The organism is Pseudomonas aphyarum, assembly GCF_028657055.1.
GTDB lineage: Bacteria > Pseudomonadota > Gammaproteobacteria > Pseudomonadales > Pseudomonadaceae > Aquipseudomonas > Aquipseudomonas aphyarum.
On record NZ_JAMDGS010000003.1, the window covers coordinates 170,667 to 190,122 of the forward strand.

Annotated in this window: 5 protein-coding genes (1 of these 5 running past the window's edge); 3 read left to right on the plus strand and 2 right to left on the minus strand. The window is 63.1% G+C overall.

What is annotated here, in order from left to right:
• From M5G18_RS05800 to M5G18_RS05810, 3 genes are all read left to right on the plus strand, one after another.
• Window positions 1–13,257, plus strand: partial view of a non-ribosomal peptide synthetase gene (locus M5G18_RS05800; RefSeq protein WP_273897252.1) — the 3' portion only. 1,392 nt of this gene lie to the left of the window's left edge; 13,257 of the gene's 14,649 nt are visible here — the last part of the coding sequence; its start codon lies beyond the left edge, outside the window; the stop codon is at window positions 13,255–13,257.
• Between the two features lie 66 nt (window positions 13,258–13,323).
• The gene (gene macA / locus M5G18_RS05805; protein ID WP_207985827.1) at window positions 13,324–14,472 is read left to right on the plus strand and encodes a macrolide transporter subunit MacA; all 1,149 of its coding nucleotides are present in this window, start codon (window positions 13,324–13,326) and stop codon (window positions 14,470–14,472) included.
• A 2-nt stretch (window positions 14,473–14,474) separates the two neighbouring features.
• Complete coding sequence (locus M5G18_RS05810; protein WP_273897253.1) at window positions 14,475–16,430, plus strand: MacB family efflux pump subunit; 1,956 nt, start codon at window positions 14,475–14,477, stop codon at window positions 16,428–16,430.
• Window positions 16,431–16,495: 65 nt separating this feature from the next.
• Here the strand turns inward: M5G18_RS05810 and M5G18_RS05815 are convergent, their stop codons facing one another.
• Together M5G18_RS05815 and glcF are read right to left on the minus strand one after the other, a co-directional pair.
• A complete protein-coding gene (locus M5G18_RS05815) occupies window positions 16,496–17,266 on the minus strand; it encodes a helix-turn-helix transcriptional regulator (RefSeq protein ID WP_273897254.1) in 771 nt (256 codons plus the stop codon).
• 955 nt (window positions 17,267–18,221) lie between these two features.
• Complete coding sequence (glcF, locus tag M5G18_RS05820) at window positions 18,222–19,454, minus strand: glycolate oxidase subunit GlcF (RefSeq protein ID WP_273897255.1); 1,233 nt, start codon at window positions 19,452–19,454, stop codon at window positions 18,222–18,224.
• Window positions 19,455–19,456 lie beyond the last annotated feature (2 nt).

Sequence of the window (19,456 nt, forward strand, 5' to 3'; positions counted from 1 at the left end):
TCCGCGTGGGAAGGCATCACCACCCTGCATTCGGAAGAACGCACCAATTATCCGCTGACCCTGAGTATCGATGACCTGGGCGATGCCTTCAGCCTGACCTTGCTCGCCACCACCGACGTCGATCCGCAGCGGGTGTGCGATTACATGCTCGGTGCCCTGAGCGGTCTGGTGTCCGCGCTGGAACAGGCGCCGGATTCGCCAATCAGCCAGGTGCCGATCCTGCCGGACGCGGAGCGCGAGCAGATCCTGTGCGGCTTCAATGCGACCCAGGCCGACTACCCGCAAGGGCTGACAATCCATCAGCGTTTCGAGGCGCAAGTCATCGAACGGCCGGAAGCGGTGGCGGCGGTGTTCCTCGGTGAACAGGTCACCTACGCCGAACTGAACCTGCACGCCAACGCCCTGGCCCATCATCTGATCAGCCTGGGCGTTCGTCCCGATGATCGCGTGGCCATCGTCGCCCGCCGAGGGCTGGATACGCTGGCGGGGCTGCTGGCGATTCTCAAGGCCGGGGCCGGTTACGTGCCGGTCGACCCGGCGCATCCGGCCGAGCGTTTGAGCTACCTGCTCAGCGACAGCGCCCCGGTAGTGGTGCTGACCCAGAGCGATCTGCGTGATCGGTTGCCGACGCTGGACGTCCCGGTCATCGACCTCGACCGCCGCACCTGGCCACTGAGCCCGGCCCTTGACCCGCAGGTGCCGGGGCTGACCAACGAGCATCTGGCCTACGTGATCTACACCTCGGGCTCGACCGGTCTGCCCAAGGGCGTGATGGTCGAACACCGCACCCTGTCCAACCTCGTCGACTGGCACTGTGGCGCGTTCGACCTGTGCGCCGGCCGTCACACTTCAAGCCTTGCCGGCTTCGGCTTCGACGCCATGGCCTGGGAAGTCTGGCCGGCCCTGTGTGCCGGTGCGACCCTGCACCTGGCGCCGACCCGCGACGGCAACGAAGACATCGACGCCTTGCTCGACTGGTGGCGCGCGCAGCCGCTGGACGTGAGCTTCCTGCCCACGCCGGTGGCCGAATACGCCTTCAGTCAGAACCTCGAACACCCGACCTTGCGCACGCTGCTGATCGGCGGGGATCGCCTGCGGCAGTTCAGCCGTCACCAGCATTTCGATGTGATCAACAACTACGGCCCGACCGAAGCCACGGTGGTGGCGACCTCGGGCAAGGTCGACGCCGGGCAGGTGCTGCACATCGGTCGGCCGGTGAGCAATGCCACGGTCTATTTGCTGGATGAGCAGCAACATCCGGTGCCCATCGGGGTGGCGGGGGAGTTGTATGTCGGTGGTGCCGGGGTTGCCCGGGGTTATCTGAACCGTCCCGAGCTGACGGCCGAACGGTTTCTCGACGATCCGTTCAACAGCGGGCGCATGTACCGCACCGGTGACCTCGCACGTTGGCAAAGCGACGGCACCCTCGAATACCTGGGACGCAACGACGATCAGGTGAAGATTCGCGGCGTGCGCATCGAGTTGGGCGAGATTGAAACCCGGCTCAACCAGCTCCCCGGCATTCAGGAAGCGGTATTGCTGGCCCGTGAAGACGAACCCGGCCAGCCGCGCCTCGTCGCCTATTACACCGAACAGGCTCAGGTCGAACCGCAACCGGTGGCCGAGCTGCGCGCCTGCCTGCTGGCGCAGTTGCCCGAGTACATGGTGCCGACGGCGTTCGTGCGACTGGACGCGTTGCCGCTGACCGCCAACGGCAAGGTCGACCGCAAGGCCCTGCCGGCGCCGGATCGCGCGGCGCTGTTCACTCGCGAGTACGAAGCACCGCAAGGCGAACTGGAAACCGCGCTGGCGCGGATCTGGGGCGAAGTGCTGCAAGTCGAGCGAGTCGGGCGCCGGGATCACTTTTTCGAACTGGGGGGGCATTCGCTGCTGGCGATGCGCATGGTGTCCCAGGTTCGCCAACGCCTGGGCGTCGAGCTGGCCCTCAGTGAGCTGTTCGCCAATGCCGAACTGGCGGCGGTCGCCGAGGTGCTGGCCCAGGCCGGGCGCAGCTCGCAACCGGCGATGGTGCCGGTGCCTCGCGACGGCGCGCTGCCACTGTCGTTCTCCCAGCAACGGCTGTGGTTTCTGGCGCGGATGGAAGGGGTCAACACCGCCTACAACATTCCGCTGGGCCTGCGCCTGCGCGGTCATCTCGACGAGTCGGCGTTGCAACAGGCATTGGCGCGGATCGTCGAGCGTCACGAAACCCTGCGCAGCCGTTTTATCCCGCACAACGACGACGTGCAGGTGACGATCGCGGCGCTCGACGACGCGGTGCTGCTGCGGGTCGAAGATCTGCGTCAGCATCCACACGCCGACGAAGCCTTGCAGGCGTTGATCCGTGAACAGGCTTCGACCCCGTTCGATTTGCAGAGCGATCCGTTGATTCGCGGGCGACTGGTCCGGTTGGCTGACGACCACCATGTTTTGCTGCTGACCCTGCACCACATCATCTCCGATGGCTGGTCGATGGGCGTGCTGACCCGTGAACTGATGGCGCTGTATCAGGCGTTCAGCCAGGGCGAAGCTGATCCGCTGCCGCCACTGGCGCTGCAATACGCCGACTACGCGATCTGGCAACGGCGCTGGTTGAGCGGTGAAGTGCTGCAACGGCAGAGCGATTACTGGCAGCAGAATCTGGCCGGGGCCCCGACCTTGCTGGTGCTGCCGACCGATCGTCCGCGTCCGGCGCAACAGGATTACACCGGCAGCAGCGTCGAGTTCCGGCTCGATGAACCGCTGAGCGCCGGGCTCAAGGCCCTGAGCCAGCGCCATGGCGTGACGATGTACATGACGATGGTGAGCGCCTGGGCGCTGTTGCTCGGTCGCTTGTCCGGGCAGTCCGACGTGGTGGTGGGTTCGCCGATTGCCAACCGTGGCCGAGCGGAAATCGAAGGGTTGATCGGGTTGTTCATCAATACCCTGGCCCTGCGCATCGACATCTCCGGCGAGCTCAGCGTCGAAGCGCTGTTGGCTCGGGTCAAAGCGCTGACGTTACAGGCTCAGGCCCATCAGGACCTGCCCTTCGAGCAGGTGGTGGAAGCCACCCGGCCGGCGCGCAGTCTTTCCCACAGTCCGTTGTTCCAGAACACCTTGAGCTGGGAAAACAGCGTCGGACCGGCGCTGGAACTGGGTGAGCTGGCGCTGGAAAGCGTGGCCGGCCCGACCCGTTTCGCCAAGTTCGACCTGTCGCTGACCCTGGGCGAAACCCGCGAGGGCTTGCGCGGCGTGCTGGAATACGCCACGGCGTTGTTCGATGAGTCGACCATCCAGCGTTACGCCGGCTACTTCGAGCAGTTGCTGCGAGGGATGGTTGCCAACGATCAGGCCGCGTTGGAACAGCTCGACATGGTTCAGGCCCACGAGCGTGAACAATTGCTGGTTGCGTTCAACGACACGCACGCTGAGTTTGTGTCGGGGCTGACGATTGCGCAGCGATTCGAGGCGCAAGTGATCGAGCGGCCCGAGGCGGTTGCGGCGGTCTGCCAGGGGCAGGCGTTGACCTTTGCCGAATTGAACCGACAGGCCAACACCTTGGCCCATCATCTGATCGGGCTGGGTGTTCGTCCCGATGATCGGGTGGCCATCGTTGCCCGGCGCGGGCTCGACACGTTGGTCGGGCTGGTGGCCATTCTCAAGGCCGGCGCCGGTTATGTGCCGGTGGATCCGGCGCACCCGGCGGAGCGTTTGCACTATCTGCTGAGCGACAGTGCTCCCGTGGCGGTGCTGTGCCTGAGTGATTTGCGTGAACGACTGCCGGCGCTTGATGTACCGGTGATCGACCTCGATTTGCAGGGCTGGCCGGACTCCGAGACCGGCAATCCGCAAGTGCCTGACATGACCAGCGAACAACTGGCCTATGTCATCTACACCTCGGGCTCCACCGGTTTGCCCAAGGGCGTGATGGTCGAACACCACACCTTGAGCAACCTCGTCGACTGGCACTGCAAGGCGTTTGATCTGTGCGCCGGTCGCCACACTTCAAGCCTTGCCGGTTTCGGTTTCGACGCCATGGCCTGGGAAGTCTGGCCGGCCCTGTGCGCCGGCGCGACCCTGCATCTGGCCCCGGCCCGTGACGGCAGCGAAGACGTAGACGCGCTGCTCGGCTGGTGGAGCGTGCAACCACTGGACGTGAGCTTCCTGCCGACACCGGTGGCCGAATACGCCTTCAGCCAGAACCTCGAACACCCGACCTTGCGCACGCTGCTGATTGGCGGCGACCGTCTGCGTCAGTTCAACCGTCAGCAGTCGTTCGATGTGGTCAACAACTACGGTCCGACCGAGGCCACGGTGGTTGCCACCTCGGGCATTGTCGAGGCGGGGCAGGCGCTGCACATCGGCAAACCGATTGCCAACGCGACGGTGTACCTGCTCGATGAACAGCTCTGCCCGGTGCCGGTCGGCGTGGCCGGGGAGCTTTATGTGGGCGGCGCCGGTGTGGCCCGGGGTTACCTGAATCGTCCGGACCTGACTGAAGAACGTTTCGTAAACGACCCGTTCAACCACGGCCGGATGTACCGCACAGGTGACCTGGCCCGCTGGCGCGCCGACGGTTCCATCGAGTACCTGGGGCGCAACGACGATCAGGTGAAGATCCGTGGCGTGCGTATCGAACTCGGCGAAATCGAAACTCGCCTCAATCAGTTGCTCGGCATCCAGGAAGCGGTGCTGGTGGCTCGCGAAGACGAACCCGGTCAGGTGCGACTGGTGGCGTACTTCACCGAGCAGGTACAGGTCGAGCCGTTGGCTGTGGCCGAGTTGCGGGCGCACCTGCTGACTCAGTTGCCTGAATACATGGTGCCGGCAGCCTTCGTCAGACTCGACGCGCTGCCGCTGACCGCCAACGGCAAGGTCGATCGCAAGGCACTGCCGGCGCCGGATCGCAGCGCCTTGTTCACCCGCGACTATCAGGCGCCGCAAGGTGAACTGGAAACCACCCTGGCGCAGATCTGGGCCGAGGTGCTGCAGGTCGAGCAGGTCGGACGTCAGGACCACTTTTTCGAACTGGGCGGCCACTCGTTGCTGGCGATGCGCATGCTGTCTCAGGTGCGTCAGCGACTGGGGGTGGAACTGACCCTCGCCGAGCTGTTCGCCAACGCCGAACTTGCCGCTGTGGCCGAGGTGCTGGCCGAGGCCGGGCGCTGCACGCAACCGGCGATCAGGCCGGCGCCACGCAAGGGCGCGCTGCCGTTGTCGTTCGCCCAGCAACGCCTGTGGTTCATGTCCCAGCTGGAAGGCGCCAACACCGCTTACAACATTCCCCTCGGCCTGCGCCTGCGCGGTCGCCTCGATGAAGCGGCCCTGCAACGGGCGCTGGCGCGGATCGTCGAGCGTCACGAAACCCTGCGCAGCCGTTTTGCCCAGTTCAACGAGGAAGCCCAAGTGCTGATCGCACCGCTCGACAGTGGTGTGCTGTTGCGGGTCGAAGACTTGCGCCAGCACCCGCAGGCCGACGAAGCCTTGCAGGCGCTGATTCAGGGCGAAGCGTCGGGGCCGTTCGACTTGCAGGACGATCCGCTGATTCGCGGGCGTCTGGTGCGACTCGCCGATGATCACCATGTGCTGTTGCTGACCCTGCACCACATCGTCTCCGATGGCTGGTCGATGGGTGTGCTGACCCGCGAGCTGATGGCGCTGTATCAGGCGTTCAGCCATGGCGCGGCCGATCCGCTGCCGCCGCTGACGTTGCAGTACACCGATTACGCCGTGTGGCAGCGCCGCTGGCTGAGCGGCGAAGTCTTGCAGCGTCAGAGCGATTACTGGCAGCAGACCCTGGCCGGTGCGCCGGCACTGTTGATGTTGCCCACCGACCGTCCACGCCCGGCCCAGCAGGATTATGCGGGCAGCAGTGTCGACATCCGGCTGGATGAACGTTTGAGCGCAGGCCTCAAGGCGCTGTGTCAGCGGCACGGCGTGACGCCGTACATGGCGGTGATGAGTGCCTGGGCGATGTTGCTCGGTCGCTTGTCCGGGCAGTCGGATGTGGTGATCGGCTCGCCGGTCGCCAACCGTAACCGGGCGGAAATCGAAGGGCTGATCGGGCTGTTCGTCAATACGCTCGCTGTTCGCATCGACACCTCGGGCGCGCTGAGCGTCGAGGCGCTGCTGGCGCGGGTCAAGGCGTGCACGCTGGAAGCGCAGGCCCATCAGGATCTGCCGTTCGAGCAGGTGGTGGAAATCACCCGGCCGGTGCGCAGCCTGTCCCACAGCCCGTTGTTCCAGACGCTGCTGAGCTGGGACAGCGGCAGCGGTGCGACGCTGGCCCTCGGTGACCTGACGCTGGAAGGGGTGGCCGAGCCGAGCCATTTCGCCAAGTTCGATCTGTCGCTGACGTTGGGCGAGGCGCAAGGCGTGATCCGGGGTTCGCTGGAATACGCCACGGCGCTGTTCGATGAATCGACGGTTCAGCGTTATGCCGGTTACTTGCAGCAGCTGTTGCAGGCCATGGTCGGCAACGATCAGGCGCTGCTGGAACAGGTGGATGTGCTGGCGGAGGATGAGCGTCGGCACTTGTTGCATGGCTTCAATGCCACTGACGTTGATTACGACCTTCAGCAGAGCATCCACGGTCTGTTCGAGGCGCGGGTCTTGCGCACGCCGCAGGCTGTGGCGGTGCTCTCAGGCGAACAGCGGCTGAGCTATGCCGAGCTGAACGTTCGGGCCAACCGTTTGGCTCATCACTTGCGCGGCTTGGGCGTTGGCCCGGATGCGCGAGTGGCGATTTGCGTCGAGCGGGGGCTGGAGATGGTGGTCGGGTTGCTGGCCATTTTGAAGGCCGGCGGTGGTTATGTGCCGCTGGATCCGGCGTATCCGCTGGAGCGTCTGGCGTACATGCTGGAGGACAGCGCGCCGTCGGCGGTGCTGGTGCAGGGTTCGACTCGCGGTTTGTTGGGTGAGGTTTCGGTGCCGGTGGTCGATCTGGATCGCGACACCTGGCAATCGTTGTCGGTCGACAACCCGTCGGTCGATGGATTGACTCCGCAGCACACGGCTTACGTGATCTATACCTCGGGCTCCACTGGCCAGCCGAAGGGCGTGATCAACGAGCACTCCGGGGTCGTCAACCGCTTGCTGTGGATGCAGGACGCTTATCGCCTGACTTCTGAAGATTCAGTGCTGCAAAAGACGCCGTTCAGCTTCGACGTTTCGGTGTGGGAATTCTTCTGGCCGTTGATGACCGGCGCGAGACTGGTGATGGCCCGTCCGGGCGGTCACAAGGATCCGCTGTATTTGAGCGAAGTGATCGAGCAAGAACGCATCACCACGCTGCACTTCGTACCATCGATGCTCGACGTCTTCCTTGCCCATGGCGACACCGCGCGTTGCAACGGTTTGCGCCAAGTGATGTGCAGCGGCGAAGCGTTGCCGGGCAGTCTGGTGCGGCGCTTCAAGCAGCAATTGCCGGGCAGCGGATTGCACAATCTCTATGGCCCGACCGAAGCGGCAGTGGACGTAACGGCGTGGGATTGCGCAGGGCCAATCGACACCACCCCGGACAACACACCGATCGGCAAACCGATCGCCAACACCCGCATGTACATCCTCGACGCCCAGCAGCAACCGGTACCGCAAGGCGTGGTCGGCGAGCTGTACATCGGCGGTGTGCAAGTGGCGCGAGGTTACCTGAATCGTCCAGAACTGAGCGCCGAGCGTTTCCTTCAGGATTCATTCCAGTCCAATGGCCGCATGTACCGCACCGGCGACGTCGCCCGCTATCTAGCCGACGGCAACATCGAATACCTGGGCCGCAACGACGATCAGGTGAAGATCCGAGGCCTGCGTATCGAACTCGGTGAAATCCAGTCCCGCCTTACCGACATCGGAGGCGTGCAGGAAGCGGCCGTGCTGGCTCGCGAAGATGTGCCGGGAGACAAGCGTCTGGTCGCCTATTACACCGGCGCCCAACTGGAAATCGACGTACTGCGCAGCCATCTGCTGGAACACCTGCCGGATTACATGGTGCCCGCAGTGTTCGTGCATCTCGATGCACTGCCGCTGAGCCCCAACGGCAAGCTCGACCGCAAGGCCCTGCCAGCACCGGATCAGGCCTCGGTCATCACCCGCGAATACGAAGCACCAGTCGGCGAGGTGGAAATCCTCCTCGCCGGACTCTGGGCCGAATTGCTCAACGTGGAACGGGTAGGGCGTCACGACAACTTCTTCGAGTTGGGCGGGCATTCGCTGATGGCCGTCAACCTGGTAGCGCGGATGCGCCATGTCGGTCTGGCCGCCGACGTGCGCGTGCTTTTCAATCAACCGACGCTCGCCGCACTGGCCGCCGCGGTCGGCGATGAGACGGAGACCGAAGTCCCGGCCAACCGCATCGCGCCGGACTGCAAACACATCACCCCGGACATGCTGCCACTGGTTGCGCTGGACCAGCCCGCCATCGACCGCATCGTCGCCAGCATTCCCGGCGGCGCAGCGAACGTGCAGGACATTTATCCGTTGGCGCCGTTGCAGGCCGGCATTCTGTTCCATCACTTGTCGGCACCCCAGGGCGATCCGTATGTTTTGCAAGCGCAGTTCGCGTTTGCCGATGAATCACGTCTGCGGGTGTTCGCCGAGGCCTTGCAGGCCGTGATCGAACGCCATGACATCCTGCGTACGTCGCTGTTCTGGGACGGTCTGCAAGAGCCGGTGCAAGTGGTCTGGCGCCAGGCATCGCTGGTGTGTGAAACGGTCGAACTGGACACCGCTGATGTGGATGCGCTGAGCCAATTGCGCAGCCGCTTCGATGCCCGGCAGTACCGCATGGCTGTCACGCAGGCGCCGCTGATGCGCGTGGTGCACGGCTGGGATGCGGTCAATCGGCGCGTGGTGGCGCTGCTGCTGTTCCATCACCTGGTCATGGATCACATTGCGCTGGAAGTGCTGCGCCACGAGATGCAGGCAGTCCTGCTAGGTCAGGTTCGGCAACTGGCCGAACCGGTGCCGTATCGCACTTACGTTGCCCGCACGCGCTCGGGGCTGAGTGAAGAGGAACATGAAACGTTCTTCCGCGACATGCTCGGCGATATCGACGAACCGACCCTGCCGTATGGCCAGGGCTCTGTCGCGGACAGCGGCAACGGGCATGCGCAGCGGTTGCTGGACACCACGTTGAGCCAGCGGGTCAGGGCCAAGGCCAGACGTCTGGGCGTCAGCGCCGCGAGCCTGATGCACCTGGCCTGGGCCAACGTGCTGGGGCAACTGTCGGGGCGTGAAAACGTGGTGTTCGGCACGGTGCTGCTTGGCCGCTTGCACGGCGGTGAAGGGGCCGAACGGGCGCTGGGGGTGTTCATCAACACCTTGCCGCTGCGCATCGATCTGGGCGGGCAATCGGTGAGGGAGGCCGTGCTGGCGACCCATCAGCGCTTGAACCGTTTGTTGCATCACGAACACGCGCCGCTGGCGCTGGTGCAGCGTTGCAGCGCCATGGCGCCGGGGGCGTTGCTGTTCAATGCGTTGTTCAACTACCGCCACAGTGGCGGCGGAGGCACGCCATCCGCTGAGGTCCTGGCTGCATGGCAGGGCATGCAGTTGCTCGATGCCGAAGAACGCAGCAACTACCGCCTGAGCCTGAGTGTCGATGACCTGGGCGAAGACTTCAGCCTGACCGCGTTGACCACGGCCGGGATTGATGCCGGGCGAATCTGTGACTACATGCACCTAGCGGTTGGCAACCTGTTGCAGGCTATGGAACAGACGCCGCAATTGGGCGTCGATCAGTTGTCGATTTTGCCGCCGGATGAACGTCAGAAGTTGCTGGTCGGGTTCAATGCCACCCAGCGCGAATACCCGTCGGGGTCGACGGTTCATGGACTGTTTGAACAGCAAGTGAAACTGCATCCGCAACATCTGGCGGCGGTGCATGGCCGCGCGACGTTGACCTTTGACGAGCTGAATCAACGGGCCAACCGACTGGCCCACTATCTGATCGGGCAGGGCGTACAGCCGGGCGAACATGTGGCGATCCTGTTGCCGCGTTCGCTGGATCTGTTGATCGCGCAACTGGCCATCAGCAAGTGCGCGGCGGCTTATGTGCCGCTGGACATCAACGCGCCGGCCGAGCGGCAGGCGTTCATGGTTGAGGATTGCGGGGCGAGAGCGCTGCTGACCTTGAGCACTGAAGCGGTTGATTACGCGGTGCGCCGGATTGATCTGGATTTGCTGTCGTTGGACGCACAACCGGTCCACAACCCGGATCTGCCGCAGTCTTCCGAATCCCTCGCCTACATCATGTACACCTCCGGTTCCACTGGCACGCCTAAGGGCGTGATGGTGCCGCACCGGGCGATCAGCCGGCTGGTGATCAACAACGGCTATGCGGATTTCAACTCGCAGGATCGCGTGGCGTTTGCCTCTAACCCGGCGTTCGACGCGAGCACCATGGATGTCTGGGGGCCGCTGCTCAACGGAGGGCGAGTGGTAGTGATCGATCATGCGACCTTGCTTGATCCGCAGGCCTTCGGACGTGAACTGGCCAACACCGGCGCCACAATCCTGTTCGTCACCACCGCGCTGTTCAACCAGTACGTGCAGCTGATTCCCGAAGCGCTGAAGGGCCTGCGCATCGTGCTCTGCGGCGGCGAACGCGCCGATCCGGCCGCCTTCCGCCGCTTGCTGGCCGAGGCGCCAGACCTGCGCATCGTCCACTGCTACGGCCCGACCGAAACCACCACCTACGCCACGACGTTTGAAGTGCGCGAAGTGGCGGACGATGCCGACAGCGTGCCGATTGGCGGGCCAATCTCCAACACCCAGGTCTACGTGCTCGACGCCCGTCAGCAACCGGTGCCGATGGGGGTGACCGGCGAGCTGTACATTGGCGGGCAAGGTGTTGCACTGGGTTATCTGAATCGCCCGGATCTGACCGCCGAAAAATTCCTGCAAGATCCTTTCAGTGACCAACCGGGTGCGCTGCTGTACCGCACCGGCGACTTGGCCCGCTGGCTCGCACCGGGCCAACTGGAATGCATCGGCCGCAACGACGATCAGGTGAAAATCCGCGGTTTCCGCATCGAACTCGGAGAAATCGAAAACCGTCTGCTGAACTGCGAAGGGGTCAGGGAAGCCATCGTGCTGGCCCGTCAGGACGGCCAGGAGCCGCTGCGCCTCGTGGCGTATTTCACGGCCGAAGAGGGCGTCGACAGCGCGAGCCTGCGCAGTCAGTTGCAAGCACGCCTGCCGGAATACATGGTGCCCTCGGCCTGGGTGCAGCTCGACGTCTTGCCGCTGAACAACAACGGCAAGGTCGACCGCAAAGCCTTGCCGATCCCGGCGCAAGACGCACTGCTCAGCCGCGTCTACGAAGCCCCGGCCAATCCGCTGGAGGAAACCCTGGCGCAGCTGTGGGCCGAGGTATTGCAGGTCGAACAGGTCGGTCGTCACGACAACTTCTTCGAATTGGGCGGGCACTCGCTGCTGGCAATTCGTCTGGTCAATCTGATGCAGCAGAACGGGCTGGAAGTGACGTTGGCCGAGCTGTTCCAGTACGCCAGCATCGAGTCGCTCGGCACCTTGCTCAGCCAGCGCACAGGCGCAGAGCAACAGGATGACGGGCTGGTCGTGGTGCGTGCAGGTGGCACCGGTGTGCCGTTGTTCCTGGTCCATGAATTCAGCGGGCTGGACGCCTACTTCCCGGCGCTGGGTTTGCACATCGACGGCGATTTCCCGATCTACGGCCTGCCGGGCATTCCGTTCGGCAAGGCACCGCTGCGCACCATGGAATGTCTCGCCGCACGCATGGTGGAAATCATTCGTTCGGTGCAGCCGCAAGGGCCTTATCGCCTTGCCGGCTGGTCGTTCGGCGGGGTGCTGGCCTATGAAGTGGCGATGCAGTTGCTCGGCATGGATGAGACGGTGGCGTTCGTCGGTCTGATCGACAGTTTCGTGCCGCGCCTGACCGATCAGGGCAAGGCGCGCTGGAGCGACGAGCATGCGCACAAGCGCCAGTTGTTGCAGCACTGCACGATGTACCAGGCCTCTCTTGGCGACGCGGGGCAAGCCGAACTGGCGCATCTGGCGCTGTTGCAGACCGAGCTGGAACAGATCGACTTCCAGCCGTTGTTGAGCCGTTGCCGGGAAGAACAACTGCTGCACCCGGACATGGCGGCCGCAACACCGGAGGATCTGTGGCATTACCTTGACCGCGAGGTCGCCCACGGGCATGCGCTGGCGCACTACCGGATCAATCCATTGGGCTTGCCGCTGCACCTGTTCCGGGCGCAGGAGCATCCGACGGAGTTGTCTCGTCGTCACCCGACTCTGGGCTGGTCGGACGAGATTCCGGCCACGCTGCTGCGCTGCATCGATGTGCCGGGCGATCACCAGAGCATGATGCAGGCGCCGCATGTGCACGTGCTCGGTCAGGCGCTCAGCCAGGCATTGCAGGCTTCAACAGCCATCGAATCCCGAGCCTATCAGCCACTGCTGACGATCCAGACCGGTCACGCCGGGCATGCGCCGATTTTCTGCGTGCCTGGGGCCGGGGACAGTGTTACCGGGTTCATCCATCTGACCGAGGCGCTAGGGCCGGAGTGGCCGATTTACGGGCTGCAACCCCGGGGCCTCGACGGCGCGACGGTGCCGCACAGCCGGGTCGAAAGCGCAGCCACGTTCTACCTGCGGGCACTTGAGCAGTTGTATCCGCAAGGGCCGGTGCATCTGATCGGGCATTCGTTCGGTGGCTGGGTGGCTTATGCCATGGCGGCGCAGTTGCAGGCAGCGGGGCGCGAGGTGGCGTCCTTGACCCTGATCGACAGTGAATCACCGGGCGGCAACAGCGTCGTGGGCAAGCCTTACACCACGACGGCGGCGTTGTTGCGACTGATCGAGTCGCTGCAGCTGTCCAGCGGCAAGTCTCTGGGCATCGATGCGCTGGCCTTCGCCGAAGCCGACGACACCACGCAAATGCGCCTGCTGCATGACGGGATGATGCACGCGGGTGTGCTGTCTGAACGTGTGTCAACCGATGCGATGCAGGGCCCGGTGCGCACGTTTGCCACCGCGCTGCGCACGGTCTATCGACCGGCTCTGGCCTACACCGGACCGGTGCGCCTGGCGTTGGTGGACGACCCGACGCTGGACGCATCAGGCAACCAGCGCGAACAGGTTGCAATGCTCGAAGGCTGGCAGCGCGAGGCCAGGGATCTGGCGGTGTGGTACGGCCCCGGCAACCACTTCACGATTCTCAAGGCACCCAACGTCTTCAGTCTCGCGGCGTGGTGGCATGACGGGCTGACGGTGGCGGCGGGCCAAGTGTTGTCCTGATTGAAGTTTTTATCCTGGAACCCGGCCGCTGGCCGGGCTCAACCCTGAACGGAATTGTGGTCATTTATGGAACAGTCGAAGTTGCGCAAAGTCGGTCTGGGTATCGCGTTGACGCTGGTGGCCGGGTTGGTGTTCTACACGGTGCAGGCGCCCGCCGAGGCACCGCAATACCTGACCGCCACGGTCGAACGTGGTGACATTGAAAACGCAGTGCTGGCCACCGGTTTGCTGGAGGGCATCAAGCAGGTGGACGTCGGTGCCCAGGTCTCGGGGCAGTTGAAGTCGCTCAAGGTCAAGGTTGGCGACAAGGTCAAGAAGGGCCAGTGGCTGGCGGAAATCGACCCTCTGGTGCTGCAGAACACCCTGCGTCAGGCACAGGTCGATGAGGAGAATCTGCAAGCCCAGCGCCGGGCGACTCAGGCTCAGGTCAGGCAGACCAAGGCGATCTACGAGCGCTATCAGAACCTGCAGGAGGACGCATCGATCTCGCGGCAGGATTTCGAAACCGCGCAATCGAACTACGAAGTTCAGCAGGCCAACCTGTTGTCGCTGGATGCGCAGATCAAGAGCGCACATATCCAGATCGACACGGCCAAGGTCAACCTGGCCTACACGCGGATCGTCGCGCCCATCGACGGCGACGTAGTGGGCATCGTCACTCAGGAAGGCCAGACCGTGATCGCCAACCAGCTGGCGCCGATCCTGCTCAAACTGGCGGACCTGGACACCATGACCGTCAAGGCTCAAGTGTCGGAGGCCGACGTCATTCACATCGCGCCGGGGCAGGAGGTGTACTTCACCATTCTCGGCGAGGACAAGCGTTATTACGGCAAGCTGCGCGGCACCGAGCCTGCACCGCAAAACTTCCTCGAAACCCCGCCCGCCGGCACGCCGAAGCAGAACACGGCGGTGTTCTACAACGCGCTGTTCGAGGTGCCCAACCCCGATCACCGTTTGCGCATTTCCATGACGGCTCAGGTGAGGGTGGTGCTCGATACCGCCAAATCGGTGCTGACGATTCCGGTGGCGGCGCTGGGTCCACGCAACAACGACGGCAGTTTCCCGGTGCGGGTGCTGGACGCCAAGGGCCAGGCGCAATCGCGCAATGTGCAGACCGGGATCAACAACAACGTCAAGGTGCAGGTCAACGACGGTCTGGCCGAAGGTGACCGGGTGGTGATCGGTGATCCGGTGACGAAAGTGGCAGGGGCATGAGCATGAGCGAACCTCTGCTGCAACTGACCGGCATCAGCCGCAGTTTCACTGCCGGCGACCGTGAATTTCTCGCGCTGAAGAACATCAACCTGACGATCCATGCCGGGGAAATGGTGGCGATCATCGGCGCCTCGGGCTCCGGCAAATCGACCTTGATGAACATCCTCGGCTGCCTCGATTACGCCACGGCCGGCAGCTACAAGATCAATGGCCGGGAAACCCGGGATCTGGACAATCAGGCGCTGGCCGAACTGCGTCGTGACTATTTCGGCTTCATCTTCCAGCGCTATCACTTGCTGCCGCATCTGAGCGCGATGCACAACGTCGAGATGCCGGCGATCTACGCCGGCACGCCGGAGCCACAACGGCATGCGCGGGCCCGTGAGTTGTTGGCTCGCCTTGGGCTGGAAGGGCACCTGACCCATCGCCCGAGCCAGCTATCGGGCGGTCAGCAGCAGCGGGTGAGTATCGCCCGTGCGCTGATGAACGGCGGCGAAGTGATCCTCGCGGATGAGCCGACCGGCGCCCTCGACACCACCAGCGGCAAGGAGGTGATGCGGATCCTGCTGGAGCTGCACGCGGCCGGGCACACGGTGATTCTGGTGACTCACGACCCCAAGGTCGCGGCCAACGCCGAGCGCATCATCGAAGTCAGCGACGGCGAAATCCTCAGCGATCGGCGCAACGAGCGCGACACCACGGCATTGAGCAATGAGGACGCGGTGCCCAAGTCCACGGCGGCGCGGCGTCTGGTGGCAAGCCTCGGGTTGTTCAAGGAGGCCTTCAACATGGCCTGGATCGCGCTGATTTCCCATCGGATGCGCACCTTGCTGACCATGCTAGGGATCGTTATCGGCATCACCTCGGTGGTGTCGATCTCCGCCATCGGCGAAGGGGCCAAGCGCTATGTGCTCAAAGATATTCAAGCCATCGGCAGCAACACCATCGATATCTATTCCGGCACCAGTTTCGGCGACAGCCGTTCGGCGGCCATCGAAACCCTGGTGCCGGCGGACGTGACGGCGCTCAATCAGCTCTACTACGTCGACAGTGCCACGCCGGTGGTCGGGCGCAATCTGTTGCTGCGCTATCGCAACATCGACCTCGATGCGCAGGTCAACGGCGTCAGCGATCTGTACTTTCAGGTGCGCGGAATCAAGATGGAATCGGGCATTGCATTCAGCGAAAGCGATGCCCGGCGCCAGGCGCAGGTGGTGGTGATCGATCACAACACCCGCCATCGATTGTTCGGCGAAGGCGTCGATCCGCTGGGGCAGGTGATCCTGATCGGCAACCTGCCGTGCACCGTGATTGGCGTGGCGGCGGAGAACAAGAACATCTTCTCGTCGAGCAAGTCGCTGAACGTATGGGTGCCTTATGAAACCGCAGCCGGACGGCTGTTGGGCCAGCGTTATCTGGACAGTATCAGTGTGCGGATCAAGGACGGCCAGCCGAGCAAAGTGGTGGAAGACAACGTCAACAAACTGATGCTGCAGCGCCACGGTACCAAGGACTTCTTCACCAACAACCTCGACAGCGTGATGCAGACCGTGCAGAAAACCAGTCGCTCACTGGCGCTGTTGCTGTCGCTGATTGCGGTGATTTCGCTGGTAGTGGGTGGCATCGGGGTGATGAACATCATGCTGGTGTCGGTCACCGAGCGTACCCGTGAAATCGGCATTCGCATGGCGGTGGGGGCGCGGCAGTCGGACATCCGTCAGCAGTTTCTGGTGGAGGCGGTGATGGTCTGTCTGCTCGGCGGGGCCATCGGTATTTCGCTGAGTTACGCCATCGGCCATCTGTTCTCGTTGTTCATCAAGGAGTGGGAAATGGTGTTCTCGCTGACCTCGGTGCTCACGGCGGTGATCTGCTCGACGCTGATCGGCATCGTGTTCGGCTTTGTGCCGGCACGCAATGCGTCGCGGCTCGACCCGATCGAGGCGTTGGCGCGGGACTGAAAGGCGGGCATGAAAAAACCGCCGTCCCTGGCAGGGCGGCGGTTTTTTTACAGGCGTGCGAACGCTCAGGCCGCGTTGGACGGATCGCAGGCGGCCGGGCAGTCTTCAGGTGAATACATCCAGCGCATCAGCGAATGACGACCGCTGATCCCCAGTTTGATGGCGGCACGTTTGAGGTAGCTCTCGACGGTATTGACCTTCAGTTGCAACTGCTCGGCCAGTTCAGGCGCGGTGCGGCCGGCGAGGAGGCCGACGCACACTTCCATTTCACGGTTCGACAGGCTCAGGCCCAGTTGCTGCACGCGCTCGCAAAAACGCAATCGCAGGGTTTCCAGGCCTAGCAGCGAGGCTTCGGTCGCTGCGGCTTGCGCCTCGGGATCCGCATTCGCCGGTTGCAGGGCGTGGATGTGCTTTTCCACCATCGGCAGCAATACCGGGGAGATGTCCTGCAACAGACTGCGCTCCCGGGCGGAAAACCGCTTCGACGGGCCGCAGCGGTACACGGAAATCACATAACGGTAACCGTCCTTGCGCCGGGTCAGGTGCAACTGCGAAGCATCGGTGCCCGTGGAGGGTTCGGGGGCGGGCATGTCGCTGCTGCCGGGATCGGTGCTCAGTTCGGAATACACCGTCTCGGCCGTCAGTGCCGCCTCTTTGGGGCATTCAGGCTCGGTGCGTGGCTGCGCACGTCCGACCGGCTCCACGCGCATCTGCCGGATATGCGTGGCATCCACGGCCAGTTGGGTGAGGATCAGGTCATGCAGCATCCGCGGAAAATGCCGGCTGCCGGTGCTGGCAATGACCTTGCCGATGTGAGGGAACAGATGTGAGTTCATGTGTTTCATCCATGAGTAGCAATGGGGGAATTGCGCTTTCCCGACTTACCGGCGGATGTCCTTGGCCGGCAACTACAAATCGGGAAATTGGATCCTATCCTAGTACAACGTTTGAGCGACGGTTTAATGAAGGGGCTATTAGCTCATAACCAGCCTGAGTGGCGTGGCGCGAAGGGTGCTGCCCGTGTCGCGGTAATAAGTTCGTAGGTCTTCGAAGTGATTAATGAAATGTCCTACAGAGACTTTCAGAGAAGTCCTACTTATGACAGCTATTAGCGCGCATAAAAAAGCCCGTTTCAGCCGAAACTGAAACGGGCTTTTCCCGCATCAACGACCGGTTATTTCAGGTCGTTGAAATGGTCTCGCAGGAATTCGTAGAAGCGGAACGCTTGAAACGATCTCCATACGAGGCTCAGCGTACGCAGCAACAGCTTCATACGTTTTGGCCTCCAGGTCGGGGGCCAAACCTCCAGCGCACTTACCGGATCATGTGTGCCTTCGGACAAGCACGTCAGTGTTATCCATGAGGCGGCCGGTTGTGATCCCTCCGAGCCATCATTCCGGCACGGGTGCAAAACCGTGTCGAAGGGCATGAAACCGTTATGGTTCCAGCCAAACCTCACAGATGCACTGTCGAGTGAGCGCGGGCATATTAACCCGTCTCATGGCGTGATTCTGAGGTTCCTGGAAAAAGACTCCGTGTGTTTTGTAATTCGTTATTTCTGTCAGCATGATCTGGTGTGTTAAAGGCCCGACAGGTCTGCCCTTGTATGAGCAGATCGTCGTTAAATACACGCAAAATAACGTTGCAACGAAAACCAAAGATTAATAGTATTCCCGCACGTCAGTGTTGTCCGTGAGCCATCAAGCCCCAGCCGCAAACTGAGGCTTGTCGAAAAAACCGCCCCGCAAAGGCGGTTTTTTTTCGCCCATCGTTTTGCCCTCGCCAGCGATCCTACGCCTCGGTCATTGACGGCAACGCGGCATCCACCAACTCGATCCAGTGCCGGACCGGCGTGCGCCCCGCACCGTCGAGGTGCGCCTGGCAGCCGATATTGGCGGTGACGATGACTTCCGGATGGCCGCTTTCCAGAGCGTTGAGTTTTTGCTCGCGTAACTGCCGGGCCAGTGTTGGCTGGGTCAGCGAGTAGGTGCCCGCCGAGCCACAGCACAGATGTGCGTCCGGCACAGCCGTGAGGTTGAAGCCCAGTCGAGTCAGCACCGACTCCACCGCACCGCCAAGTTTCTGCGCGTGCTGCAAAGTACAGGGACAGTGAAAGGCCAGGCGCTGATCAGCGTGGATGCCGAGGGATTCGAGCGGTTCGTCTCTTAGCACTTCCACCAGATCCCGGGCCAGCGTGCTGACACGTCTTGCCTTCTCGGCGTAGACCGGATCGGCGCCGAGCAAATGCCCGTAATCCTTGATGAACGCACCGCAACCGCTGGCGGTCTGCACGATCGCCTCGGCACCCCGCTCGATGGCCGGCCACCACGCATCAATATTGTGACGGGCGCGGTCAAGGCCGGTGGCCTGGGCGTCGAGGTGATAATCCACCGCGCCGCAACAACCAGCCTCGCGGGCCGGGATCACGCTGATGCCCAGACGATCCAGCACCCGTGCCGCTGCTGCATTGGTATTGGGTGACAAACCCGGCTGCACGCAACCCTCCAGCATCAGCACTTGCCGTGCATGGCGGATGACGGGACGTGTTGCAGGCATCACCGCGTTGCGTGGCAGTTTGTCTTGCAGGGCATCGGGCAGTAGCGCCCGGAACATCTGCCCACCGTTGACCAACCCTTTGAACAACCGTGGATTGGGCACGATGTGTCGCAACCCTTCACGCAACAGGCGTTGCCCGAGCGGCCGCGGGACGGCGGCGTCGACCACTGCCCGACCGATGTCGAGCAGGTTGTGATAATCCACGCCGGAAGGGCAGGTAGTTTCACAGTTACGGCACGACAGGCAGCGATCCAGGTGTTGCTGGGTTTTCGCCGTGACTTCGTTGCCTTCGAGCACTTGCTTGATCAAGTAAATGCGCCCGCGCGGGCCGTCCAGTTCATCGCCTAGCAATTGATAAGTCGGGCAGGTCGCGTTGCAGAATCCGCAATGAACGCAGGTGCGCAGGATGCTTTCGGCCTCTTCGGCGCGGGGCAGTTGTCGGGCTTGCGGGCTGAGGGTGGTCTGCATGG